The sequence below is a fragment of the Bradyrhizobium sp. UFLA06-24 genome (assembly GCF_054967145.1).
In genome coordinates, this window is sequence record NZ_JADFUE010000013.1 from 74,104 (window position 1) to 99,059 (window position 24,956).

The window sequence follows — 24,956 nt, forward strand, 5'->3', positions numbered from 1 at the left end:
TTTCTCGACTTAACCGCTTGAGACAAACGAAGTTTTTCCGCGGTTGCCGCATCGTGGAAAATAAAATCCATCTCGTTGAGATCGCATCGGGTGCACCCGATGATCTCGCTCGCTGATTTAACCGAGCGAGGTCCGATATGGCGAAGATGCGAGCTGTCGATGCAGCCGTGCGTATCCTGGAGAAGGAAGGCATCTCGACGGCCTTCGGTGTTCCCGGGGCTGCGATCAATCCGCTTTACTCGGCGCTGAAGAAGCGTGGCTCGATCCGGCACATCCTGGCGCGCCATGTCGAGGGCGCCTCGCACATGGCCGAAGGCTACACGCGGGCCAGGGCCGGCAATATCGGTGTCTGCATCGGCACTTCGGGGCCGGCCGGTACCGACATGATCACCGGGCTCTATTCGGCGATAGCCGATTCCATTCCGATCCTCTGCATCACCGGGCAAGCGCCGCGCGCACGGCTTTACAAAGAGGACTTCCAGGCCGTCGATATCGAGTCGATCGCAAAGCCCGTGACCAAATGGGCCGTGACGGTGCGCGAGCCGGCGCTGGTGCCGCGCGTGTTCAGCCAGGCCTTTCACGTGATGCGCTCGGGCCGGCCCGGACCGGTGCTGATCGACATGCCGCTCGACGTGCAGCTCGCCGAGATCGAATTCGACGACGAGACCTATGAGCCGCTGCCGGTCTACAAGCCGGCCGCAACGCGCAAGCAGATCGAGAAGGCGCTGGAGATGCTCAACGCCGCCGAGCGGCCGCTGATCGTTGCGGGCGGAGGCATCATCAATGCCGATGCCTCGGACCTGCTGATCGAGTTCGCCGAGATCGCCAACGTGCCCGTGGTGCCGACGCTGATGGGGTGGGGCGCGATCCCGGACGATCACGTGCTGATGGCCGGCATGGTTGGCCTCCAGACCAGCCATCGCTACGGCAACGCCACGATGCTGGAATCCGATTTCGTGCTCGGCATTGGCAATCGTTGGGCCAACCGTCACACCGGCTCGGTCGAGACCTACACCAAGGGTCGCACCTTCGTGCATGTCGACATCGAGCCGACCCAGATCGGCCGCGTATTCAATCCCGATCTCGGCATCGTCTCGGACGCCAAGGCAGCGCTCGAGCTGTTCGTTTCCGTCGCCAAGGAGTGGCGGCGGTCAGGCAGACTCCGCGAGCGCCAGGCTTGGCCCGCTTCCTGCCGCGATCGCAAGAAGACCATGCTGCGCAAGAGCCATTTCGAAAACGTCCCGATCAAGCCGCAACGCGTCTACGAGGAGATGAACAAAGCCTTTGGACGCGACACCACCTATGTCACCGTGATCGGCCTGTCGCAGATCGCCGGCGCGCAATTTCTCGGCGTCTACAAGCCACGCAACTGGATCAACGCGGGGCAGGCGGGCCCGCTCGGCTGGACATTACCGGCGGCGCTCGGCGTGCGCGCGGCGTGCCCGGATCGCGATATCGTCGCGCTATCGGGCGACTACGACTTCCAGTTCCTGATCGAGGAGCTCGCCGTCGGGGCGCAGTTCAACCTGCCCTACATCCACGTCGTCGTGAACAATTCATATCTCGGGCTGATCCGCCAGGCCCAGCGCGGCTTCGACATGGACTATCACGTCCAGCTCTCCTTCGAGAACATCAACGCGCCCGAGATCGGCGCCTACGGCGTCGACCATGTCGCGGTGGCGGAAGGCCTCGGCTGCAAGGCGATCCGCGTCACCGACCCGAAGGACACGCAGGCCGCGTTCGCGACCGCCCGCGAGCTGATGAAGAAGCACCGCGTGCCTGTGGTGGTCGAGTTCATCCTCGAACGCGTCACCAACATCGCGATGGGCACGGAGATCGACAACATCGTCGAGTTCGAGGAGGTGCTGGACCTGCCGCTCGACGAAGTCGGGACCACCAGGCCCGGCGTATTGCAGCCGGCGGAGTAGGGACCGCATCATGCCGAAATTTGCCGCCAACCTCACCACGCTCTTCAACGAGATGCCGTTCATCGACCGCTTTGCCGCGGCGAAAGCGGCCGGCTTTGCCGGGGTCGAGTATCTCTTCCCCTACGATTTCGACAAGGCGCAGCTCCGCGAGCAGCTCGATGCCCATGGATTGACCCAGGTGCTGCACAATCTCCCTGCCGGCAACTGGGCCGGCGGCGAGCGCGGCATCGCAATCATGCCCGATCGCACCGCCGAATTCCGCGACGGCGTGTTCCGCGCCATCGATTACGCCAAGGCGCTCGATTGCGAGCAGCTCAACTGCCTCGTCGGCATCGCCCCCGTGGATGCCGATCCGCGTGAGCTTCAGGAAACGCTGGTTGGAAACTTGCGTTTCGCGGCCTCGACGCTGGCGCGTGAGAACATCAAGCTGCTTGTCGAGCCGATCAACACGCTCGACATCCCCGGTTTCTTCCTCAATGGCACCGAGCAGGCGATCCAGCTGATCTCAGAAGTCCGTTCGAACAATTTATTCGTCCAATACGACATCTATCACATGCAGATCATGGAGGGCGATCTCGCCCGCACCATGCAGGAATATCTTCCGCAGATCGCGCACATCCAGCTCGCCGACAATCCCGGCCGGCATGAGCCGGGTACGGGCGAGATCAACTATCCGTTCCTGTTCCGCCATCTCGACGCGATCAGTTATCGCGGCTGGATCGGCTGCGAATACAAGCCGCGCACCACGACGCTGGAAGGACTGGCTTGGCACGCCGCGCAGACATTCGACACCTGAGGACATATGACATGATCGACATCGGCTTCATCGGACTTGGCACCATGGGACGGCCGATGGCCGGCCATCTCCTGGCCGCAGGCTATCGCGTTCTCCTGCATGACGTTGCGCCGGTCGCTCCGGAGCTGATTGCGGCTGGTGGCATCGCCTGCAGATCCGCGAAGGAGGTAGCCGAGAACGCGGATGCGGTCATCATCATGGTGCCGGATACGCCGCATGTCGAAGCCGTGCTGTTCGGCAAGGACGGGGTCGCCGGAGGCATCTCCAAAGGCAAGATCGTGATCGACATGAGTTCGATCTCACCGCTCGCGACCAAGGAGTTTGCCAAGAAAATCGAGGCGCTGGGCGCGGATTATCTCGATGCACCGGTGTCGGGCGGCGAACTCGGCGCCAAGGCGGCGAGCCTCACCATCATGGTCGGCGGTCCCGAGCGGGCCTTCGGCACGATGAAGCCGGTCTTCGACAAGATGGGCAAGAACGTCACGCATGTCGGTGCCAATGGCGATGGCCAGACCACGAAGGTCGCCAACCAGATCATCGTCGCGCTGACGATCGAGGCGGTGAGCGAGGCGTTGCTGTTCGCATCCAAGGCGGGTGCGAACCCTGCGCTGGTGCGCAAGGCGCTGATGGGCGGCTTTGCCTCGTCGCGGATTCTCGAGGTGCATGGCGAGCGCATGGTGAAGCGCAATTTCGATCCCGGCTTCCGCATCGAGCTGCACCAGAAGGATCTTAACCTTGCGCTCGAGGGGGCGCGTGCGCTCGGTCTGTCGTTGCCAAGCACCGCGGTCGCGCAGCAATTGTTCTCCTCCTGCACCGCGCATGGCGGCAAGGGCTGGGATCATTCCGCGATGGTGCGAGCGCTGGAACTGATGGCGGGGCACGAGATCGCTGCAGCCTGAACTGTTACGCGGTAACAGTCGCCAGTTTGACGTGTGTTTCATCACGCTGGAACCGGAACAATGCTCCGGCCCCGCTGTTGATGACCCACAACAATCACTGGAGACATCAGGTCATGAAAACCCGTCTTGCGATTACGTTGGCCGCTGCGTCGCTGCTGGCGTCGAGCGCAGCCTTAGCCCAGTCGACGACCGCCGAGGGCGCCGCGAACGGCGCGCGCGCGGGCGGTGATATCGGCGGTCCGATCGGCGCCATGGTTGGCGGGACCGTCGGTGCGGCCGTCGGCGCCGGTCTCGAAATTCCGAACGCGGTACTCGGCGGAATTCCGCGTGATGATTCTGTCGTGGTCCACGAGCGCGTCGTCGTCGGCGAGCCGCTGCCCCCGACCGTGGTGCTGCGGCCGGTGCCGAACTATACCGAATATCGCTATGCGGTCGTCAACGACCGCCGCGTGATCGTCGAGCCGCGCACGCGCCGCGTGATCAAGATCATCGACTGATCGGCGCGTAAGGTGAATTGAATAAGGGCCCCGCGGAGTGACGCTCTGCGGGGCTTCTATCGTCAATGAAAAGGTCTCAGAGCGGTTCGCGCACGCCGAGGCCGTGCATGAAGCGCTCGCGGATCTGCACCGGATCGCGGCGGGTGGTGCCGACGCCGGGCTTGTCGTCGATACGCAGCGCGATCAGGCTGGGTTCGTCAGCCAACATGGCTTCGTCGACCAGTCGTTCGAAATCCTCCTCGTCCGCGGCCCAGGCACTGTTGGCGAGCCCCGAACCCAAGGCGATCGCGACGAGGTCGGCGACGCCGGCGGCCGGCGTCGGCTGCGCGCCGGTGATCTGGTAGATGCCGTTGTCCATCACGATCATGATCAGATTCTTTGGCTTCAACGCCGCGATGGTCGAGAGCGCGCCGAGCTGCATCAGCAGCGAGCCGTCCCCCTCCAGCGCGAAGACGCGGCGGTCGGGCTGCGCCAGCGCGACGCCTAGCGCGATCGGGAAGGCGAGCCCCATGCTGCCCAGCATGTAGAAATTCTGCGGGCGGTGGCCAGCGGCCCAGAGGTCGAAATTGGTGTTGCCGATGCCACCGACCACCGCTTCCTCGTGCTTCAGCTTCGCGATCAGGCGCGAGGTCACATCGAAACGGTTCATCACTTTGGTGTTGCGCGTGGTCATGGCCGGCTCACTTGTCGAAGACCTTGCCGCCCGTGAGCAGCGGATTGAGGATCAGCGCTACCGGCGCCTGGGTGGTGACGGCCTGCTTGATCGAGCGGTCAGCGATGAACTCGAGCTCGTCGAGCCGGGTGATGGTGTGGTGCTCCAGCGCCAGCGAATCCAGCACCGGACGCATGGTCCGGCAGACCAGCGACTGGCCATAGTTGAATTCGCCGAGCGTGCCGCGCTCGGAGACGAACATGATCAGCGGGATCTGGTAGGGCACGGCGAGCGAGGCGAGCACGTTGGCGAGCGTGGCAAAACCCGAAGTCTGCATCAATACCGCGCCGCGCCGCCCGCCCATCCAGGCGCCGGAGACGATGCCGACGGCCTCTTCCTCGCGCGCGGTGGCAAAGGTGGTGAAGAAGGGATCGGCGTGGAGGTTCTTGATCAGCGGCGTCAGTACGCGGTCGGGCACGTAGGGGATCAGGCTGACCTCGTTCCGCTTCAGGGTTTGCAGGACGATGCTGTGCCAGCTTCTGTCGGCGGCGGCCTGTCCCGCCGGAGGCTGCTGCTCCGCAATTGCCATTGCGTTCTCCCTTCGGCCGCGCATGCTTCTTCTGTGTCCGTCGCGGCTATCAGCAGAACTTGACGGAGCAGGCGGGATTGTCAACATGTCCGGGCCGGCACCGTGATCTGCGCCAGACGGCCTGCCGAGGCCGGCACCGCCATGTCATAAGCGAAATAATGAAAAATCGGGGGGCACCAGGAGTTGAGCGCGCGTGGCGCTGACCTACCGGGTTCTCCATGAGAGTCGGAAGGGTCCTGATGTCGGTCAACAGCAAACGCGTCTTCTACGTCAAGTACCTGGCCAACCCTGTCTATATCGACATCGTGAAGGCCCGGCCCGACGTCCGGCTCGACCGCATCGAGAACGAAAGCCCCGAGGATTTCTACGCCCCCATCCTGAGCGCGGCGCATGTCTACCAGATCGGCGCCGCGCGCGACGAGCTGGCGCCGCATTTCCATGTCGACGCCGCCTTCCTGAAGCGCACGCCGAACTTGCTGCTGGTTTCCAGCAACGGCGCAGGCTTCGATCCTGTCGACGTCGAAGCCTGCACCGATGCGGGTGTACTGGTCGTGAACCAGTCCGGCGGCAATGCCCATTCCGTCGCCGAGCACGCGCTGGCGATGATGCTGACCTTGTCCAAGCGCATCATCCAGTCCGATCGCCGCTTGCGCCGCGAACCCAACGTCAATCGCAACGAGCTGGTCGGCAACGAGGTCGAGCACAAGACCGTCGGCATCATCGGTCTCGGCAATGTCGGCCGCCGCATCGCCGCGCTGTGCAAGGGCCTGCTCGGCATGAAGGTGCTCGCTTACGACCCGTACCTCTCGGCCGAGGTGATGGCCGAGCGGGGCGGCGAGAAGGTCGAGCTCGATGAGCTCTTGCGCCGCGCCGATTTCGTCTCGATTTCCTGTCCGCTCAACAAGGGCAGCCGCAACATGATCAGCGTGCGCGAATTCGGCCTGATGCAGCCGCATGCCTATTTCATCACCACCGCCCGCGGCTTCATTCACGACGAGGACGCTCTGCTCCAGGCTTTGCGGGACAAGCGCATTGCCGGTGCGGGCCTCGACGTCTGGTCCAAGGAGCCGCCGCCGCCGGAGCATCCGCTGCTGCAGTTCGACAACGTGCTGGCGAGCCCGCACACCGCGGGCGTGACGATCGAGGCGCGCCAGAACATGGGCCGCATCGCGGCCGAGCAGGTGCTGGAGACGCTCGACGGCAAGCGGCCGCCGCGGATCATCAATCCCGAGGTCTGGCCTGTTTACGTCGAGCGCTTCAAGCAGGCCTTTGGCGTCACGCCCGGGTAGGGCTGCGCGAACTCCGACCGCGCCCGGATCGTTGGTTACGAGGATGAAAACAGAAAGCGGCGAATTCGACTGATGGCGTGAGTGAACGCGTATCGCTTGTCCTGTAGACGAGTGGGCATGAGCATCTATTCGATTGCGACGTCAGGACTTTCTGCGGCGAGCTTGCGCGTGAGCGTGGCCGCGAGCAACGTCGCCAATGTCAGCACGACCGGCCCGCTTCCCGCGTCAGGCGGATCGGCCTCGTCGGCTGGTGCGGCCAGCCCGAGCATCGCTCCGACGTTTCCCCCGGCCTATGTGCCATTACGGGTCGATCAAGTCGACCAATCGAGCAGCTCGACGCCAGGCGGCACGATCGCGACCGTGTCGACGGTTTCGCCGAGCTATACCGCACAATCCGACCCAAGCGCTCCCTTCGCAAACCAGGACGGCCTGGTCGCGGCGCCGAACGTCGATCTAGCTGACCAATTTGTTCAGCTAACGGCCGCAAAGTACAGCTTCATCGCCAATGCGAAGGTCATTCAAGCCTACTCCGAGACCGAAAAGTCGCTCCTCGACATCACCACGTGAGGGCGGGCCCGTCGCCTGAATGGGCTGCGGGAACCTTGCCCGGCTTTGATGCGCGTCAAAATCTCTCTCCCTTCACCGCTCTAAATGGGACTAGAGTACTGCCGGTCCAGCAGGGAGGTCCCATGTCAACTTATGTCGTCAGGTTCATGAAGGACGTGCTTGGCGAGTACGGCCGTCAGTGCGAGGTCTGCCAGGGCACGCTTGAGATCGACGCAGCCGACGAGGACGAGGCTACGGAACGGGCGAAAGCGAAATTCTGCGAGGACCAGGCGTTGCATCACTGGTCCCTGCATGCCGATCGCATCCATGTCAGACCGGCTGACTTTCCTTCGTGAGACTTATCGGCCCGGTGCGGTGACAGGCGGCGGCGCGGTGACGCCGGCGCCGAGCGAACGCTGCACCATGGCGGTATCCGACCAGCGGCCATGCCGATAGGCTACGCCGCTGAGCAGGCCGACGCGCGCAAATCCAAACTTCTCGTGCAGCGCCAGCGACGGCGTGTTGTCGACATCGATATAGCCGATCATCTGGCGGAAGCCGGCTGCTGCACAGGCATCGATCAGCTCCTGGAGCAGCAGCCGCCCGACACCGCGGCCGAGATGCTCGTGGTGGACATAGATCGAGTGTTTGGCCGTGTAGCGATAGGCCGGTCGCTTGCGAAACAGCACCGCATAGGCGTAGCCGACGACCTCGCCGCGCCATGTCGCGACCAGATGCGGCAGCCGGGTCTGCTTCAGATTCTTGCGCCGGTCGCGCAGATCATCGGGCTCCGGCGCGCCGGTTCCCTCGACATCACGTGGCACGCCGTTGCGGACGTGATGGCGGTAGATCGCCAGCATCGCCTCGATATCGCTCTCGCGTGAGGTGCGGACCAGCACCGGTTCATCGCTTGCGCGCACAGCTGTTTCGTTCATCGGCACCTACTCGGAAACGACGTAGGTATAGAGCCCGATGCGACCCCGCGCATCGATCTCCTTGTAGACGCCCTGGATTTCCACATCGAAGCCCGGGAATGTGTTGAAGCAGGTCTCGAACATCTTGAGGTAATCGATCATCGGCTTGGCCCGTTGCGTTAGCCGTTCGCCGGGCACGATGGTAGCGATCCCGGGCGGATAGACCACGAAGGGCGTGGTGGCAATGCGGCCGGCGATCGCCTCGATCGGCAGATAGTCGACGTCGTTCTTGAACAGATAACGGGCGGCATCGCGCGGCGATATCGCGATCTCAGGCATGTGCTCGAGCATGAATTGCCGCGCCTGGAGACCGCTGACATCGGCGGCGCGGAAGAAGCGGTGCATCTCGCCGCAGAGATCGCGTAAGCGCACGCCGGCATAGCGTGTCTGCCGCCGCTGGTAGAATTCCGGGATGGCATCGGCGAGCAGCGCATTGTCGTCGTGCAGCTTCTTGAAGGCGACGAGGCCGGAGATCAACGTGCCTGCCTTGCTCGCCTCGACCCCGGGGGTCAGCAGGAAGAGCAGGGAGTTGAGGTCGTTCTTCTCGGGGACGATGCGGTTTTCGCGCAAATACTGCGCAACAACAGGGGCGGGGATGCCGTGCTCGGCATAAGCGCCGGTGGTGCGATCGAAGCCGGGGGTGAGCAGCGTCAGCTTGTTGGGATCGGTCATGGCGAAACCCTCGGCCATGCCAGGGAAGCCGTGCCAATTGCTGGCGGGGCCGAGCTGCCAGAGCGCCGGATTGGTGGCGAGCTCGTCGGTCGACAGCGTCTCCCAGGCGACATTGTGCGCGGCGCCAGGGCGGCTGACGTCGGGGATGGCGACACGATCCGGGACGAAGGGCTCGAAGAACCAGCGGCGGTCCTCCTTCTGCTCCTTCTCCTCGAATTCCCGGCGCATCGCGTGGATCTTCTTGCGCAGCTCGATACCGAGGCGGATCGTGTCGTCCCACAGCACTTCGCCGGAGCGGCCCTTCATCATCTGCGCGCCGACGTCGAGCGAGGCGAACAGCGGATAGAAGGGCGAGGTCGAGGCGTGCTGCATGAAGCTCTCGTTGAAGCGGCGATGCTCGACCCGTCGCTTCTGGCCGCGGATGTGGCGGTCCTTGATATGGATTTGCGATGCCTGCGAGAAGCTCGCGAGCTGCTTGTGGGTCGATTGGGTCGCAATGATGCCTGGCGCCTCCGGCGGAAGGTTGGCAAGGCCCATCGCGAACCGGCCGGCATAGAGCGGGTGGAATTTCATGAAGCCGGCCCAGGCTTCGTCGAACAGGATGTATTCGCAGAGATGGCCGATACGTTTCAGGATCATTTCGGCATTGTGGATCGTGCCGTCATAGGTGCATTGCTCGACCACGGCGACGCGGAACGGCCGCTCCTTGCGCCAGGCATTCTTGTCCGTCACCAGAGGATGATTGCGGATCGCCTCGCGTAAGGCCTTCTCGTCGAGCACGTCCCAGCGCATCGGGCCGATCAGGCCCCAGGGGTTGCGGATGGTCGGGACGTAGACCGGGATGCCGCCATTGATCATCAGCGCGCCGTGATGAGCGGCCTTGTGGTTGTTGCGGTCGAACAGCACGAGATCGCCGTCGGTGACCAGCGCGCCGAGCGCGACCTTGTTCGAGGTCGAGGTGCCGTTGAGCACGAAATAGGTCTTCTCCGCGCCGAAGATCGCCGCCGCCTCCTTCTGCGCCTTCAAGGCGGGGCCTTCATGGGTGAGGAGGTCGCCGAGGTCGAGCACGGAATTGTCGAGGTCGTCGCGGAACACGGATTCGCCGAGATGCTCGACGAAGACCCGGCCGATCGGGCTGCGGTTGTAGAACACGCCGCCATTGTGGCCCGGGCAGGTCCAGAGCTGGTTGCCTTCCTCGGCATAGTCGACCAGCGCGCCGAAGAACGGCGTCTTCAGCGTCTCGGCATATTGCTTGAGCCGACTGATCAGGTTCTTGGCGATGAAGGTCGGCGTCTCCTCCGACAGGAAGACATAGCCGTCGATGAAGTCGAGCACCTCGACCGGCAAATCCTCGAACCGCTTGCGCCGGATCAAGAGGATGATCGGGAAATCGAGACCGCGGCGGCGCATCAGATTGATCAGCGCCGAGGTCTTGCCCTCCAGCCCCTTCTTGCCCCAGTCTACCACCATGCAGCCGATCGCGGCATCGGTCTGCACGGCGATCTCGGCGTCCTCCAGCTTGCGGGCCCGGACCACCTCGAAGCCGGAGCGCTGGATCTCCTCGATGATCTGGCTGAAGCGGAGGCCCTCGAGGTCGTCGGCGTCGAACACCGGTGCGGCGAACAGGAAGTTGAAGCGCTTGAAATAATCCATGGGCGTGTCCCGAATGTGCAGAGACGAACACGTCTCTGCACATTCGATGACAGTTCGATGACGGCGCCTCCGGCGCGGCGGAGCGCTCAGGCCGCGCTGGCGATGACCATCCGTTTCCGGCCGAAATTCGCCACCGCCGCCTCCGCGACGCCGAAATTGTTGGCGAGCAGGTGCCGCGGCGCCTTCGCCAGCCAATCGCCGAGGCTGCTTTCGTGATAGGTGCCGCTGTCGAGCACGCCAACCATCTCGGCGTCGTCCTTGTCGATGTTCTGGATCGAGTGACCGCAATTGGCGGGGATGTAGGCGCATTCTCCCGCCGCGAGATCCGCGACCGCGACCCGCTTGTCGAATGCGAACAGGGTGACGCGCGTGCGTCCCTTCAGCACGTAGTGCCATTCATTGGCGTTGGTGTGCCAATGCGGCTCGTGCATCGCGCCGGGTTTGAGCTTGAGCACCGTCCCGGTCATGGTGCTAGAAACCGGAAACTCCTTGGCGGAGGCGACGTAAAGCTGCCCGCCGGCGGTGCTCACGCGCGGCTTCTGCGCCATCAGCGGGAAACGGTGGGTGCGGTCGCGGTCCAGCGCGCGTGCGACTTTTGCCTGCGGACCGTCGAGTGCCAGCACCTCGCCCTGCATGATGTAGGTCTCGGCTTTCGGGTTCGGGCTGAAGGTCTCCGTGGATACGCCAAGCGCCTGTGACAAGGTCGGCGCGTCGTAACGGCTCATCCAGTCGCTGATGCCGAACGTGCCGTGCTCGGAATAGAGGCCGTCATCGAAGGCGAGGATGGCGTGGCAGGGGGAGGATCCCAGCGTCTGGATGGCATGGCTGTGGCCTCTGGGAAAGAACCAGAGATCACCGGGAGCGAGATTGACCACTTCGAGCTGGCCCTCGGGATCGACCACCGTCACCTGGCAATGGCCGTCGACGACATAGGCCCATTCGGCCGAATTATGCCAATGCATCTCGCGGGCACCCCCGGCGTTGACGAAGAGGTGCGCGCCGGCAATTCCGGTCGCGAGCGGAAGGGTGCGGGCCGTGACCTCGCGCGCCCAGCCGCCGGAGGTGGCCTTGATCGGCCCCTTGTCGAGCGATGCGGTGAACACCACGGGATCACCCGATTTGCGTGGGATCGTCTTCAGGAATTCGGATGCGGGAGCAACGTCGTAGCCGGCGGCATGTCCATCGGGCGCTGCCAGCGCGGATTTGGCGGCGCCGAGAACGCCGGCTCCGAATGCAAGGGATTGAATGAAAAGACGGCGGCTGGATTTGAGCATGGAAGACCCCGATATGAAATGGCTGCGTGATGTGGGACGCGGTCGCGTCGCGCCCTATCAATTGGGTCTGATGATCGGGTCTGTTGCGCCTCAACCGTATGGTTGAACCCACAATTCAAATTTCTTTGATGAAGGAATGACACAGCCGGCGAGGCGATGCGCTTGACGATTCGGGGCGGAGCCGACCCAGCTACCGCTTCGATTCGCCGAACACGACGGTCGGCACCGCGCGGTTGACGACCTCGCGCAACGCAAAGCTCGATTGCACCCGCGCCACCCGCGGCAGGCGTGACAGCTCGGTGCGATGGATGCGCTCGAAATCCTGGATGTCGCGGGCGAGCACGATCAGGATGTAGTCGTCGGTGCCGGACATCAGGAAGCAGCGCACGACGGAGGGGCACTTCACCACCTCGGCCTCGAACGCCTTCAGCGCCTCGTCGCTCTGGCTCTCCAGCGCGATGCGGACCAGCACGGTGGTGGTGAGGCCGAACTGCGCGAGGCAGAGCGCGGCTTGGTAGGCCTCGATGTAGCCGTCATCCTCGAGTGCCTTCTGTCGCCGCGCCAGTGCCGTGCTTGATAGCCCGACCTTGTTGGCGAGCTCGGTGTGGCTGGCGCGCGCATTGGTCGTGAGTTCCGCGAGAATCGCGAGATCTTTCCGGTCGAGGGCCAAGGTTTCGTTTCCAGCGTCAAAGGCCGATTCCGCGACCGAAGCGGGCGCGGGAAGACCAAAGCTAGCGGATATTTGCACGAAACCAAACTGGCTGCACCGCTACCATCGCGCAGGTGAATCAAAGGAGCCCAAGAATGCGCATCGGTGTGCCCAAGGAGATCAAGGTCCAGGAATATCGCGTCGGGCTCACCCCGGGGGCTGTTCGCGAATATGTCGCAGCCGGGCACCAGGTGACGGTCGAGACCGGCGCCGGCAATGGCATCGGCGCCTCCGACGAGGTGTACCAGCGGGCGGGGGCCTCCATCGCCGCTAGCGCGCGCGACATCTTCGCTAAATCCGACATGATCGTGAAGGTAAAGGAACCGCAGCAGAGTGAATGGGCGCAGCTCCGCGAAAGCCAGATTCTGTTTACCTACCTCCATCTCGCGCCAGACCCTGATCAGGCCAAGGGCCTGCTCGCGTCAGGCTGTACTGCGATCGCCTATGAAACCGTCACCGACGCGGCCGGCCACCTCCCCCTGCTAGCGCCGATGAGCGAAGTCGCCGGCCGCCTCGCCATCGAGGCCGCCGGCGCCGCGCTCAAGCGATCGGCTGGCGGTCGCGGCTTGTTGCTCGGCGGCGTACCCGGCGTGCAGCCGGCACGCGTCGTCGTTCTCGGCGGTGGCGTCGTGGGAACGCAGGCCGCACGCATGGCCGCTGGCCTTGGCGCCGAGGTCACGGTGATCGATCGTTCGATTCCGCGCCTGCGCGAACTGGACGATCTTTTCACCGGACGCGTGCGCACGCGCTTCTCGACGATCGAGTCGGTCGAGGAAGAGGTGTTCGCCGCCGACGTCGTCATCGGTGCCGTGCTGGTGCCGGGCGCCAGTGCGCCGAAGCTGATCACGCGTGCGATGCTCAAATCGATGCGGCCGGGCGCGGTGCTGGTCGACGTCGCGATCGATCAGGGCGGCTGCTTCGAGACCTCGCATGCGACCACGCATGCGGCGCCAACTTACGAGGTCGACGGCGTCGTGCATTATTGCGTCGCCAACATGCCGGGGGCGGTGCCGGTAACCTCGAGCCAGGCGCTGAACAACGCGACGCTGCCATTCGGCCTGATGCTCGCGGGCAAGGGTTTTTCCGCGGTGCTGGAAAATCCGCACCTGCGCAACGGTCTGAACGTCCACCGCGGCCGCATCACCAACAAGGCGGTGGCGGAGAGCCTCGGGATGGAGTTCGCGCCTGTTGGGAGCGGGCTGGCGGCGTAGTGAGGATGCGCTGAGATTTACGCCTTGGTCAGCCTGTACTGCCGCATGTCCGGGTCGTGCGTCATGCGCCAATAGTCCACGAACCGCCACGGCATCGCCGAGAACACGCGGCCGCTGCGGTTGCGGTAATAGGTGCTCATGCCCTTGTGGGTCCAGATCATGGCCTCGTGCTCTGCATCGACCCTGCGGACGTAGTCGTCGAGCACATCAGGGCGAACGTCGATCGCAGCGATGTCCTGCTCGATCATGCTGACGAGGCAAGCCGAGATATAGCGGCTCTGGCATTCCGACTGGAAGATGACACTGCCGCCGTGCGCCGGCCCGGAGTTCGGACCGAGCATGCAGAAGAAGTTCGGAAAACCGGGCACGGTGAGTCCGAGGAACGCCGTCGGATTGTCGTTGGCCCAGGCTTGGCGCAAATCCTTGCCATCGCAGCCGCTGATGTTGAGGCGCGCCGCCATCTCGGTGACCTTGAAGCCGGTGGCGACCACGATGATGTCAGCGGGGCGGTGCGTGCCGTCGGCTGTGACGATACCGCTCTCGTCGACATGGTCGATCGCATCGGTGACGAGTTCGACATTGTCCCGCCTCAAGGTCTTGAACCAGGCGTTGTCGAGCAGAATGCGCTTGCCATAGGGCGGATAGGTCGGCACGCATTTCTCGATCAGGTCGGGCCGGCCCTGCAGCTCCGACAGAATGAAGTCGGTCAGCTCCTGGCGGTGCCGGTCGTTGCCCTTGTTGACCGCGCGCTCCGGATGCGGCCAGGCCGGATCCTTGCGGAGGAATGGCAAGAGACCATCGCCGTAACGCCAGAACATGTTGAAACGGTACCACTGCACATAGAACGGCAGATGGGCGAGCAGCCAGCGCGCGCCGTCGCTGATCGGATCGGCATAGCCTTTTACCGGCCGCGCCCATTGCGCGCTGCGCTGATAGACGGTGACCGAGGCGACGCGGCCGGCGATCGACGGCACCAGCTGCATCGACGTGGCGCCGGTGCCGATTACAGCCACATGTTTGCCCTCGAGCTTAATGTCCTCCGACCACAGCGCGGAGTGCAGGATCGTGCCCTTGAAATCCTCTTCACCTTTGAAGTGCGCGCGCGAAGGATCATTGAGCTGACCGATAGCCGAGACCAGGGCGGTGGATTCGAAAGTCTCTTCGCCGTTCGTCGTCTTCAGCGTCGATATCCAGCGCCGCTTGCCTTCTTCCCAGCGCGAGGACGTCAGTTCGGTATTCACGCGCAGATGCTTGCGGATGCCGTATTCCTCCGCGACCTTCTGAAGATAGCCGAGCAGCTCCTCGCGCTGGCAGAAATAGCGCGTCCATGCATGACCCGAGCCAAAGGAGTAGGAATAGGAATGGTTCGGCGTGTCGACGCCGCAACCGGGATAGCGATTGATCCACCAGGTGCCGCCGAGCTCGGCGTTCTTCTCGACGATGGTGTAGGGGATGCCGAGATGGCCGAGCGCCACACCGAGCGCGATGGCGCATACGCCGGCGCCGACGATGAGAACATGTTGGTCCGCGAGCTTCTCGTCGGGCGGCCGCGTGGTCCAGCGCGCCTCGCGCGGCACGAAGCCCATCTCCTCCCGCATCAGCGGCGCATATTCCGGCGCGACGTTTTCGCCGAGGCACGCCCGCATCATCTTCAGGAGCAGCTCTTCGCCGGGATCAGTGATCGCCGGCGTCGGCGTGCCGTCGGCAAACAGCCTGACGACCGCAGCGCGGATCTCGTCCTGGATCTCGCGAGGCACGCCGGCTTCGGGATCGGGGATGAGGCGGATGTCGCGCTTGGGCAGATAGGGCGGCTCGAGCCAGCGCGCCTCGCCAGTCATGTGCACCAGCACCATGAGGAGGCAGCGGATGTCGGCCTCGGCGATGGCCGAGGCGAGGTCGAGGGGCTTGTGTGGAGATGCGATATTCATCGTCTTCTTCTGATCTCCGGCGATCCCAAGCGTTCGATCTTGGTGGGCGAACGAGGGACGCGCGGCTCGGCAAGGTAGTTGAGGAGTCCCGGATCGTCTATGCAGGGTTTCCGGTGCTCCAATAGGACCGAAGAAGAAAACTATCGCCCCGGCATCGTCTCACGGAAGGAGTTTCCCTTGCGAAGGGCAAAAACGCCAATCGTTTCCATTGCCGTTTAGGTGCGGAACGACGACATTCCTGTCAGGATTTGATGGATTGACGGCTATGGAACGCACCGGATTTGAGCCTTTCGGCGAGCAGTTGGTGTCCGCAACGGACACCCAGCCGCGGTCGCGTGCGTCCAAGCTCCTGCTGCGGGCCGGCACCGGCCTGTTCTGGTCGTTGGTCGCCGCCATCGTGCTCGCGCGGGCCGCGTTCTTTGAGCCGGGCGTCTATGACGGCTTCAGCCACGTGGCCTCGCTCGCCAAGAACTTGCTCTTCTAAGACCGACCTGCCGGTCTGAGCCGGATTATTCCAGGCCGAGGATCAAACTTCCCTCGGCCCTGATATGTCGAAAACTTATTCCCCAATGGAAGAGTGCTGCGTATAAATCTTTCTCCTCAGGGAGAGATTTGTGTCGCAGAATCAAGCATCCAGCCCGGCCGACGCCAAGCCCGCTACCGCTGTCAGCCGCGTGGTCGCGCTGATTCCCGGCATCCTCCTCTGTATGGCGGTCGCCGGTGTCTCGGCCCTGCTGGAAAGGGCCGAACTCGGGGTCTTTGAGCATCCTTATATCGAGGCACTGGTGATGGCGATCCTGCTTGGGATGGCCGTGCGTAGTTTCTGGAGGCCGGCGCCGCGCTGGCAGGCCGGGATCGCCTTCAGCGCCAAGCAGCTCCTTGAAGTTGCGGTCATGCTGCTCGGCGCCTCGATCAGCTTTGCCGCCATCGCGGCCTCCGGCGTCGCGCTGCTGGCTTCGATTGCGGCGGTGGTCGTCATCGCGCTCTGCGTCTCCTTCGGACTCAGCCGGATGCTCGGGCTGTCGACCCGGCTGTCGATCCTGATTGCCTGTGGCAACTCGATCTGCGGCAACTCGGCGATCGCGGCCGTGGCGCCGATCATCGGCGCCAATAACGACGAGATCGCTTCCTCAATCTCCTTCACTGCGATCCTCGGCGTGATGATGGTGCTGGGCCTGCCGCTGCTGATCCCGCTGCTGCAACTGACGGCGACACAATACGGCATCCTCGCAGGCCTCACCGTTTATGCCGTGCCTCAGGTGCTGGCGGCGACCGTGCCGGCAGGCCTGATTTCCACGCAGATCGGCACGCTTGTGAAGCTGATGCGCGTCTTGATGCTCGGGCCCGTCGTCGTCGGCCTGTCCCTTGTCGCCGCACGCTGGCAGGCCGATTCCAAGAAGACCAATATTGGCTTCTTTCGCCTGGTGCCCTGGTTCATCCTCGGCTTTCTCGCGCTGGCGACACTGCGCTCCCTCGAGATTGTGCCGGCGACCGTGGTGGGGCCGGTGACGAAGATCACGACCTTCCTCACGGTGGTGTCGATGGCCGCGCTTGGTCTCGGCGTCGACGTGCGCGTGCTTGCGAATGTCGGGGGCAGGGTGACAGCGGCGGTGACGCTGTCCCTGATGTTGCTGCTCGGCATCAGCATCGCGCTGGTGCACTGGTTCAAGTGAGAAATGCGGACTCCTCTTCCTTCTCCCCTTGTGGGAGAAGGGAAAAAGGATCAGATCACATCCGCCAGCGAATGGCCATGCAACTCGATGTTCAATCCCTGCATGCCCATGTCGTTGATCTCGCCGCCCATCGCCTTCAGGCTTTCCTCACGGATCAGCGACATCAGCCCGCGGCGCAGCGCCAGGAATTCCGACGACATCATCATCGATTGCTGCCGTGGCCGCTCCAGGGGAATCGGAATCTCAGCCTTGATCGAGCCGGGGCGGGCGGTCATGCAGTAGACGCGGTCGGAGAGGAAGATCGCTTCATCGATATCATGGGTGACGAACAGCACCGAGATCTTCAGCCGCTGCCACATGTTGGTGAGGATCTGCTGCATGATGACCCGCGTCTGCGCGTCCAGCGCACCGAATGGCTCGTCGAGCAGCAGAACCTTTGGTCCAGTGGCGAGCGCCCTGACGATGCCGACCCGCTGCTTCATGCCGCCTGAGAGCTTTTCCGGATAGTGCTTTTCGAATGCTTCGAGCCCAGCGAGTCCGAGCAATGTGCGCGCGGCGCGCTCGCGCTGGGAGCGCGGCATTCCGCGCATCTTGAGGCCGAACTCGACGTTCTCCCGCACCGTCTTCCAGGGAAACAGCGAATATTGCTGGAACACCATGCCGCGTTCGGCGCTGGGGCCGTTCACGCGCTCGCCGTCGACGGTGACGATGCCGGTGTTTGGCTTGAGGAAGCCCGCGACTGCGTTGAGCAGCGTCGATTTCCCGCAGCCGGAAGGGCCGACGATCGAGACGAACTCGCCGGGGTTCACGTGGATCTGGGTATCGGTAACGGCCTGCACCGGTCCCTCGATGCTGTCATAGCTGAGGGAGAAGTTCCTGACCTGGATATGGCCCTTTAGTTCGCCCGCCAGAACCTCACTCATCTCGTCGACCTCCATGGCATCACCAGATGTCCCGCGCCTCGGATGAGCAGGCTCGATCCGAGGCCAAGCACGCCGATCGCGATCATGCCGAGCGCGATGTCGGCATACTGAACCAGCGAATAGGCTTCCCAGGTGAAGTAGCCGATGCCGTATTGGCCCGAGATCATCTCGGCGGCGATCAGCGAGACCCACGCGACACCCATGCCCACGGTGAGGCCGGTGAAGATGTGCGGCAGCGAGGCGGGAAAATACACCTCCCGGAAGATCGATCGCTCGCGCGCGCCAAGGCATTGCGCGGCGCGCACTAGCACGGGATCGACCAGCGACATGCCGTGCAGCGTGTTGACCAGGATCGGGAAAAAGGATCCGAGGAAGGTAATGAAGACGATGCTCTGCTCGTTGGTCGGCCAAAGCATGATCGCCATCGGCACCCAGGCGATCGCCGGGATCGGCCGCAGCACCTCAGCGACCGGGAAGACGACCTCGTGCACCAGCTTGAAGCGTCCCATGATCAGGCCGAGCGGTACGCCGATGATCGCCGCAAGCGAGAAACCGATGAAGATGCGCCGGCAGCTCAGCACGATGTGCATCAGAAAGTGCGGGTCGTGGATCGCCTTGGTGAAGCTTGCGTAGACCGCGAGCGGCGAGGGCACATTGGTGAAGCGCACGAAGAACACGACACGATACGTCGTGAGCAGGTGCCAGACCAGGAGGAAAGCGAGCAGCGAGATCACGCTGATCGCGGTGGCGCGCAGCCGCCCCTGGTTCAGCCGGTACCAGCGCAGCGCGAGCGTGGCGAATGAAGTGGGTGTTGCGGGCGGTGTGACCGCGGGCTGGGGGACCGCCTCTGGAAGTGCTGCTGTGGCCGGCATGTTCTCCTCGGGATGTCTGACGAGGGCAGGGCTGCTCACGTCTTGCCTCCGCTTGCTGCCGCCTTCACCGCGTCGTCGAAGCCGAGCACTTTGCCGCTGATCTTGGCGGCATAAGCCTCCGCGTCCTTCTTGAGCAGGAACGGCGCGACGTCGCCATTGCCGACTGCGAAGAAGGCCTGGTCGGCGAACAGCTTAATGCCGCGCGTAGTGTCGAAGACATAGGCGACGTTGATCTTCTTGCCTTTGGCCTTGTAGTCGGCATAAGCGCCGAGCGTGCAGGCGGCGGAGGAAAATGGCATGATGCCTGTGTCGTCGATCCAGACCTCGCCGGCTTTGCGCGGATCGGTGATCGGCTTCTTGCAGAAGGTGTCTTGGCCTGTGATTTCGTAGTTCTTGGTGCTCCCAAGCTGCGCGTCATAGTCCAGCTTCATCTCGGAATAGGCCTTCCGGATATAGCTGTCGTCGACCCACTTCTTGGGATCGAACTCCTTCATGCGGCCGAGATTCTGCAGCACCTTGACGTCGGCGGTCGCTGCATCGACCAACGCCGGCTTGACGGTCGGATCGGTGGTCATGTTGCCACCGGGCCCGAGAAAGATGTAAACGACCTCCTTGTTGATGCCGGTCCATTCCTGGATCTTTTCGGCCGCGAGCTTGGGATCCTCGCGCAGCCACTGGTTGGCGGCGATCAGCGCCTTGAAGTAGGCGACGACGACTTCAGGGTATTTCTCGGCGAAGTCGGTGCGGACCACGATGCCATGAAAGGTCGGCAGATTGGTCTCGACGCCGTCGAAGATCTTTCGCGCAAAACCGCGGAACGGCAGCAGCTCTGCGAAGGGCACGAAGTCGGCGTGTGCGTCGATCTTCTTCTCCTGGAGATTGGTCGAGCCGACTTCAGGGCTCTGGCTGACGAGCTGGAAGAAGTCGCTCCCATAGCCGCGGTCCTGCATGGCCTTGAGGACCATGCCGTGCGCGGCGGAGCCGAAGGGCACGCTGACGAGCTTGCCCTTGAGATCGGCAAGATCGTAGTAGGGCGAATCTTTGTGAACGACGATGCCGTTGCCGGAGCCTTCCAGGCTGTAGGCAGCGATGCCGATCAGCCGGCTCTTGCTTTCAGGATTGCTCTCAAAGGTGAAGCCGTTCACGATCAGCGGGTAGTCGCCCATCATGCCGATCTGCAGCTTGTTCGCCATCATCGCGTTGGTGACAGGCGGACCCGACGTAAAGTTCTGCCATTCGAGCTCGAACTTGATGTTGGCGTACTTGCCTGACGTCGGCAAATATTTCTCGAGCAGATGAAGCTGGCGGATGACGACGCCCGCGGTCACCGTGTTGGTCGTGGTGTCCTGCGTCCCGATGCCGAGCGTGACGGTTTCCGCCGAGGCCGGCTGCACGAGGATTAGCGCCAGCGATGTCGCCGACATCGCGATCGAGAGCGTGGGAAGATGGCGGGCCATTCTCATCCTCATTCGGTTGGATGTGCTGTGATTGCCATGATTGGAGCAGGGCCCGGACAGGGCAAATCCGGAATGACCGCGGTAGTCGATTAGTTGCCGGGAAAAGCTGATTGCATACTCCTTGAGCAGTCCTGCACTATAAAGCCGCTTGCCTGTGCACCGACCTTGCTCGCAAACTTCCTCAGTCGGATGCGTGGCCGCGCATCTCCTCCAGCACGTCGGTCCGGCAGACCACGATCTGCGACCGCCTGGTCAGTACGATTCCTTTTTCCTGCATGCGCTTCAGGCTGATCGTGACCCATTGCCTTGTGGCGCCGACCATGTGGGCGATGTCGGCATGAGTGAAAGCCGCCGCGATGACGCGGCCGTCGGCGTCCGGGACGCCGTAGAGCTCGACGAGATGCAGGAGCAGATGCGCCAGACGCTGCGTGATCGAGCGCGTTCCGAGCATTTGCGCCAGTGCCGAATAGCACTTGCCCTTGAAAGTCAGGCCTTCAATCAGCCCGATCGCGAGATTCGGGATCTCCGCGGCAAGCGACCGCAGCTCCTTTCCCGGCAGGTGCACGACACTGCAATTGCTGGATGCGACGCCGGACCATTGATGCACGGTGCCCTCGAACACTTCGGGCCCACCGACGAAGTTGCCGACATGCCAATAAGCGAGCGTGATCTCGCGTCCCTGCGGGGAAGTGTAGAACACGCGGATACGGCCGCTTTCGATCAACCAGATGCCGTCGTGCCTGCCGCCCTGGCTGAACAGCGTCTGGCCCCGGTTGAGGACCTTGCGCCGGCCCTGCTTCAGCACGAGCTCCCGCTCGCGCGGGTTAAGCTTGTCCATCAGCGGCGGTGGACCGCCGATCCATTGCTGGTTCTCGGTGAGCAACAGCGAGGAACTGCCCGCAGGCCGGACCGCCGGGGGGAGAGTCCCGCGAACCACACTCGCCGCCTGCAACATCGTCTGCCTCCGGAACGTTCAAACCGTTCTAAAGAGGAGCAATGTCCGTGCCAGATAGGTGGGCAAACGGGTGCTTACCGCCCCGCCAGGCTCAGCAGATACGGTTTTGGGTAAATTCCCCGGTTATGTCCGTCCGAAAACGAGATGTTCAGCCCGTAGCCGAGATCGCCGATCTCGGTGATGGCGATGCCGGGAAACGTTTCGGGGAAGCGGCCATCGAAGCGGGCGCGGGTGCAGTGGGCGCATTTGCAGGAGAGCCGAAGCCTCTCGGCGGGGACGCTCAGCGCATCGTCATGCGTCGTGCGGACGAGGAGCGCGGCGAGATCGGCGCTCGCTTCGTAGTCGGCCACGGTCGGTGCAACCAATGCAGTCATGGTCATGACGAACCTCCGGCTTCTATCTATGGCGGCGGGACGTACGCGAATAGCAACTAATTGCCGGCGCGGGCATGACGGCGTGCCTTCACTTCGATCGCTGCCGGCGAAATGTGAAACTAATCGACCAGGAATTTCACTTCCGAATTGCCGGACTCTTCCCTCTCCGTGACCTTGACGTCATCGAGAAGGAGAGATGATGAGCGCATTTCAGAAGGAAACGGTTTTGTCGGTCCGGCACTGGACCCAGTCCCTGTTCAGCTTCACCGCGACGCGTGATCCCGGCTTTCGTTTCCAGAACGGCCAGTTCGCGATGATCGGCCTCGAAGTGGAGGGCAAGCCGTTGATGCGGGCCTACAGCATGGCGAGCGCCAATCATGAGGAGGCGCTCGAGTTCTTCTCGATCAAGGTGCAGGATGGCCCGCTGACCTCGCGCCTACAGAAGATCAGGGAAGGCGACATCATCCTGGTCGGCCGCAAGGCGACGGGCACGCTGATCACCGGCAATCTCATTCCGGGCAAACGCCTGCTGCTGCTCTCGACCGGCACTGGCCTCGCGCCCTTCGCCAGCCTGATCAAGGATCCCGACGTCTATGAAAACTACGAAACCATCGTGCTCGCCCATGGCTGCCGCCAAGTCTCCGAGCTTGCCTATGGTGAGCACGTCGTCGAGGGACTGCGCAATCACGAATTCTTTGGCCCCTTGATCCGCGACAAGCTGGTCTATTACCCGACCGTCACCCGCGAGCCGTTCCGCAATCGCGGCCGCATCACCGACCTGATCGCCTCCAACCAGCTGTTCGACGATGTCGGGCAATCCGGCCTCGATATCGAGACCGACCGCATCATGCTGTGCGGCAGCCCGGCGATGCTCGAGGAGCTGCACACGATGTTTTCGGCTCGTGGTTTCGTCGAGGGCAGTCACAGTCAGCCCGGCCATTTCGTGATCGAGAAGGCTTTCGTCGAGCGCTGAGCCGCAAATCGCGTTCCGGCGACAACTAATTGCTATCGCCGGCTCGCCCCCTGAACAAATCTGACGCAAAGGCGCCGAAGACTCGGCGAATCAGGAGCAAGCGATGGCACTAGATCAGATCGTCGACGGACTTTCGGAGGTTTCCTGCGACGTGCTTGTGATCGGCGGCGGGACGGCTGGCCCGATGGCGGCGCTGAAGGCGAAGCTGAAGAATCCCAAAGCCAATGTCGTCCTGCTCGAAAAGGCCAACGTCAAGCGCTCCGGCGCGATCTCGATGGGCATGGACGGGCTGAACAACGCCGTCATTCCCGGCTACGCGACGCCGGAGCAATACACCAAGGAAATCACCATCGCCAATGATGGCATCGTCGATCAGAAGGCGGTCTATAAATACGCGCAAAACTGCTACAAAATCATCGAGGAGCTCGACAGCTTCGGCATCCGCTTCCTGAAGAACGAGAACGGCGATTACGCCGTCAAGAAGGTGCACCACATCGGCACCTATGTGCTGCCGATGCCGAACGGCGAGACCGTGAAGAAGGCGCTCTATCGCCAGCTCCGTCGTGCCCGCATCCTGATCTCCAACCGCTACATGGCGACGCGACTGCTGAAATCGTCGGACGGCCGCATCGCCGGCGCCATCTCCGTCAACACCCGCACCGCCGAAATCCTGGTGATCAAGGCCAAGGCCGTGATCCTCTGCATGGGCGCCGCCGGCCGGCTGGGTCTGCCGACGTCCGGCTACATGTTCGGCACCTACGAGAATGCTGCCAATTCCGGCGATGGCTACGCGATGGCCTATCACGCCGGTGCGGCGCTCGCGAACCTCGAATGCTACCAGATCAATCCGCTGATCAAGGATTATAACGGTCCGGCCTGCGCCTATGTCGCCGGCCCCTTCGGCGCCTTCACGGCCAACAACGAAGGCTCCCGCTTCATCGAATGCGACTACTGGTCCGGCCAGATGATGCTGGAGTTCTACAACGAGCTGCTGTCAGGCAAAGGTCCGGTGTTCCTGCAGCTCAAGCATCTCCATCCCGACACCATCTCCGAAATCGAATCTACGCTGCATAAGGTGGAGCGGCCCACGCGCGGGCTGTTCCAGCAGGGGCGCGGCGTCGACTATCGCAGCGAATCGATCGAGATGCACATCTCCGAGATCGGTTTCTGCTCCGGCCACAGCGCTTCCGGCGTGTTCGTCGACGACAATGCCCGCACAACCGTGCCCGGCCTCTACGCGGCCGGCGACATGGCGAGCGTGCCACACAATTATATGCTCGGCGCCTTCACCAACGGCTCAGTCGCCGGTATTGACGCGATGGAATTCGCCGATAGTCACGATTTTGCGGAGTTCGACGCCGCCGACGTCGCGATGGAGCACGATCGCGTCATGGCGCCGACCAAGCGTGAGGACGGCATCCCGCCGAACCAGGTCGAATACAAGACTCGCCGCCTCGTGAACGACTATCTCCAGCCGCCGAAGGTCACGCGCAAGTACGAGCTCGGCATGCGGCGTCTTGCCGAAGCACGGGAGGACATGCAGGAGCGCATGATCGCGCGCAACGCCCATGAGCTGCTCCGCGCTCTGGAGGTGCAGTCGATTATGGACTGCGCCGACATGGCGGTGCACGCCTCGCTCTATCGCGAGGAGAGCCGCTGGGGCCTCTATCACTGGCGTACCGATTTTCCGGAGAAGGACAACGAGAACTGGTTCTGCCACACGCTGCTGAGCAAGCAGAACGGCAAGATGACCAGCGAGAAGCGCGCGGTGGAGCCTTACGTCGTGCCGATCGCAGACGACGAGAAGGACCTCTACGACAAGCAGCGCATCCGCGCCACCGCCTGATCCACCAGAGCACAGCAACAGGAGACATCAAATGCCTCTCGCGTCCTATCAGACATCGGTTCCGGTGGTCGTCGACGACGCCAAATGCATTGCCGACAAAGGCTGCACCGTCTGCGTCGACGTCTGCCCACTCGACGTGCTCCGCATCAGCGACATGAGCGGCAAGGCCTATATGGCCTATGACGAGTGCTGGTACTGCATGCCTTGCGAGGCCGATTGCCCGACCGGCGCCGTCACCGTCAACATTCCCTATCTGTTGAGGTGAG

General features: G+C 63.1%; 25 protein-coding genes. 13 read left to right on the forward strand and 12 right to left on the reverse strand.

Annotation, left to right across the window (positions count from 1 at the left end):
* The first annotated feature begins 137 nt into the window (after positions 1–137).
* The 4 genes from gcl (at position 138) to IF809_RS13565 (ending at position 4,120) form a co-directional block, all read left to right on the forward strand.
* Positions 138–1,928, forward strand: a complete 1,791-nt coding sequence (gcl, locus tag IF809_RS13550; protein WP_462837806.1) for a glyoxylate carboligase — start codon at positions 138–140, stop codon at positions 1,926–1,928.
* A gap of 10 nt (positions 1,929–1,938) precedes the next feature.
* Positions 1,939–2,724, forward strand: a complete 786-nt coding sequence (hyi, locus tag IF809_RS13555; protein ID WP_462837807.1) for a hydroxypyruvate isomerase — start codon at positions 1,939–1,941, stop codon at positions 2,722–2,724.
* 11 nt (positions 2,725–2,735) lie between these two features.
* A complete protein-coding gene (locus IF809_RS13560) occupies positions 2,736–3,623 on the forward strand; it encodes a 2-hydroxy-3-oxopropionate reductase (RefSeq protein WP_128967238.1) in 888 nt (295 codons plus the stop codon).
* Between the two features lie 113 nt (positions 3,624–3,736).
* Positions 3,737–4,120, forward strand: a complete 384-nt coding sequence (locus tag IF809_RS13565; RefSeq protein ID WP_462837808.1) for a DUF1236 domain-containing protein — start codon at positions 3,737–3,739, stop codon at positions 4,118–4,120.
* Positions 4,121–4,196: 76 nt separating this feature from the next.
* Here IF809_RS13565 and IF809_RS13570 read toward each other — a convergent pair whose 3' ends face one another.
* Complete coding sequence (locus IF809_RS13570; protein WP_128967236.1) at positions 4,197–4,793, reverse strand: thiamine pyrophosphate-dependent enzyme; 597 nt, start codon at positions 4,791–4,793, stop codon at positions 4,197–4,199.
* A gap of 7 nt (positions 4,794–4,800) precedes the next feature.
* Entirely contained in the window at positions 4,801–5,361 is a 561-nt protein-coding gene (locus IF809_RS13575) for a thiamine pyrophosphate-binding protein (RefSeq protein ID WP_128967235.1), read from the reverse strand.
* A 239-nt stretch (positions 5,362–5,600) separates the two neighbouring features.
* Here IF809_RS13575 and IF809_RS13580 point away from each other — a divergent pair, with 239 nt between their 5' ends.
* The 3 genes from IF809_RS13580 to IF809_RS13590 all read left to right on the forward strand — a co-directional run bounded on the left by IF809_RS13580 (position 5,601) and on the right by IF809_RS13590 (position 7,552).
* Positions 5,601–6,650 (forward strand): hydroxyacid dehydrogenase, encoded by a 1,050-nt coding sequence (locus IF809_RS13580; protein ID WP_462837809.1) that lies wholly within the window; start codon positions 5,601–5,603, stop codon positions 6,648–6,650.
* Between the two features lie 117 nt (positions 6,651–6,767).
* The gene (locus IF809_RS13585) at positions 6,768–7,217 is read left to right on the forward strand and encodes a flagellar basal body rod protein FlgC (protein WP_462837810.1); all 450 of its coding nucleotides are present in this window, start codon (positions 6,768–6,770) and stop codon (positions 7,215–7,217) included.
* A 122-nt stretch (positions 7,218–7,339) separates the two neighbouring features.
* Positions 7,340–7,552 (forward strand): hypothetical protein, encoded by a 213-nt coding sequence (locus IF809_RS13590; protein WP_092296687.1) that lies wholly within the window; start codon positions 7,340–7,342, stop codon positions 7,550–7,552.
* Between the two features lie 3 nt (positions 7,553–7,555).
* On the opposite strand, the gene IF809_RS13595 is transcribed toward IF809_RS13590, so the two are convergent.
* The 4 genes from IF809_RS13595 to IF809_RS13610 all read right to left on the reverse strand — a co-directional run bounded on the left by IF809_RS13595 (position 7,556) and on the right by IF809_RS13610 (position 12,439).
* Positions 7,556–8,131, reverse strand: coding sequence for a GNAT family N-acetyltransferase (locus IF809_RS13595; protein ID WP_453979589.1), 576 nt, complete (start codon positions 8,129–8,131; stop codon positions 7,556–7,558).
* A gap of 6 nt (positions 8,132–8,137) precedes the next feature.
* A complete protein-coding gene (locus IF809_RS13600; protein WP_462837811.1) occupies positions 8,138–10,495 on the reverse strand; it encodes an Orn/Lys/Arg family decarboxylase in 2,358 nt (785 codons plus the stop codon).
* Between the two features lie 86 nt (positions 10,496–10,581).
* A complete protein-coding gene (locus tag IF809_RS13605) occupies positions 10,582–11,769 on the reverse strand; it encodes a cupin domain-containing protein (RefSeq protein ID WP_462837812.1) in 1,188 nt (395 codons plus the stop codon).
* A 190-nt stretch (positions 11,770–11,959) separates the two neighbouring features.
* Positions 11,960–12,439 (reverse strand): Lrp/AsnC family transcriptional regulator, encoded by a 480-nt coding sequence (locus IF809_RS13610; protein ID WP_164938779.1) that lies wholly within the window; start codon positions 12,437–12,439, stop codon positions 11,960–11,962.
* A 134-nt stretch (positions 12,440–12,573) separates the two neighbouring features.
* On the opposite strand from IF809_RS13610, the gene ald reads away from it, so the two are divergent.
* Positions 12,574–13,689, forward strand: coding sequence for an alanine dehydrogenase (gene ald / locus IF809_RS13615; RefSeq protein ID WP_462837813.1), 1,116 nt, complete (start codon positions 12,574–12,576; stop codon positions 13,687–13,689).
* A 17-nt stretch (positions 13,690–13,706) separates the two neighbouring features.
* On the opposite strand, the gene IF809_RS13620 is transcribed toward ald, so the two are convergent.
* Complete coding sequence (locus tag IF809_RS13620; protein WP_462837814.1) at positions 13,707–15,617, reverse strand: flavin-containing monooxygenase; 1,911 nt, start codon at positions 15,615–15,617, stop codon at positions 13,707–13,709.
* A 265-nt stretch (positions 15,618–15,882) separates the two neighbouring features.
* On the opposite strand from IF809_RS13620, the gene IF809_RS13625 reads away from it, so the two are divergent.
* Together IF809_RS13625 and IF809_RS13630 are read left to right on the forward strand one after the other, a co-directional pair.
* Entirely contained in the window at positions 15,883–16,101 is a 219-nt protein-coding gene (locus IF809_RS13625; protein WP_128967226.1) for a hypothetical protein, read from the forward strand.
* A 130-nt stretch (positions 16,102–16,231) separates the two neighbouring features.
* Positions 16,232–17,290: a YeiH family protein gene (locus IF809_RS13630; protein WP_128967225.1), complete on the forward strand. Its 1,059-nt coding sequence runs from the start codon at positions 16,232–16,234 to the stop codon at positions 17,288–17,290.
* Between the two features lie 50 nt (positions 17,291–17,340).
* Here the strand turns inward: IF809_RS13630 and IF809_RS13635 are convergent, their stop codons facing one another.
* The 5 genes from IF809_RS13635 to IF809_RS13655 form a co-directional block, all read right to left on the reverse strand.
* Entirely contained in the window at positions 17,341–18,228 is an 888-nt protein-coding gene (locus tag IF809_RS13635; RefSeq protein WP_462837815.1) for an ABC transporter ATP-binding protein, read from the reverse strand.
* Entirely contained in the window at positions 18,210–19,124 is a 915-nt protein-coding gene (locus IF809_RS13640; protein WP_462837816.1) for an ABC transporter permease, read from the reverse strand. The genes IF809_RS13635 and IF809_RS13640 overlap by 19 nt, the downstream gene beginning before the upstream one ends.
* Positions 19,121–20,542 (reverse strand): ABC transporter substrate-binding protein, encoded by a 1,422-nt coding sequence (locus tag IF809_RS13645; RefSeq protein WP_453991827.1) that lies wholly within the window; start codon positions 20,540–20,542, stop codon positions 19,121–19,123. Before IF809_RS13645 ends, IF809_RS13640 begins: the two co-directional genes overlap by 4 nt.
* A 181-nt stretch (positions 20,543–20,723) precedes the next feature.
* Positions 20,724–21,497: a Crp/Fnr family transcriptional regulator gene (locus IF809_RS13650; protein WP_462837817.1), complete on the reverse strand. Its 774-nt coding sequence runs from the start codon at positions 21,495–21,497 to the stop codon at positions 20,724–20,726.
* A 74-nt stretch (positions 21,498–21,571) separates the two neighbouring features.
* Entirely contained in the window at positions 21,572–21,877 is a 306-nt protein-coding gene (locus IF809_RS13655) for a gamma-butyrobetaine hydroxylase-like domain-containing protein (protein ID WP_128967220.1), read from the reverse strand.
* Between the two features lie 193 nt (positions 21,878–22,070).
* On the opposite strand from IF809_RS13655, the gene IF809_RS13660 reads away from it, so the two are divergent.
* From IF809_RS13660 to IF809_RS13670, 3 genes are all read left to right on the forward strand, one after another.
* Positions 22,071–22,844 carry a ferredoxin--NADP reductase gene (locus tag IF809_RS13660; RefSeq protein ID WP_462837818.1) on the forward strand — a complete coding sequence of 258 codons (774 nt, stop codon included), beginning with the start codon at positions 22,071–22,073 and terminating at the stop codon, positions 22,842–22,844.
* A 103-nt stretch (positions 22,845–22,947) separates the two neighbouring features.
* On the forward strand, positions 22,948–24,690 hold the full coding sequence (locus IF809_RS13665; protein ID WP_462837819.1) for a fumarate reductase/succinate dehydrogenase flavoprotein subunit: 1,743 nt from the start codon (positions 22,948–22,950) through the stop codon (positions 24,688–24,690).
* A gap of 31 nt (positions 24,691–24,721) precedes the next feature.
* Positions 24,722–24,955 carry a 4Fe-4S dicluster domain-containing protein gene (locus IF809_RS13670; RefSeq protein ID WP_045011595.1) on the forward strand — a complete coding sequence of 78 codons (234 nt, stop codon included), beginning with the start codon at positions 24,722–24,724 and terminating at the stop codon, positions 24,953–24,955.
* The last annotated feature ends 1 nt before the right edge of the window (position 24,956 follow it).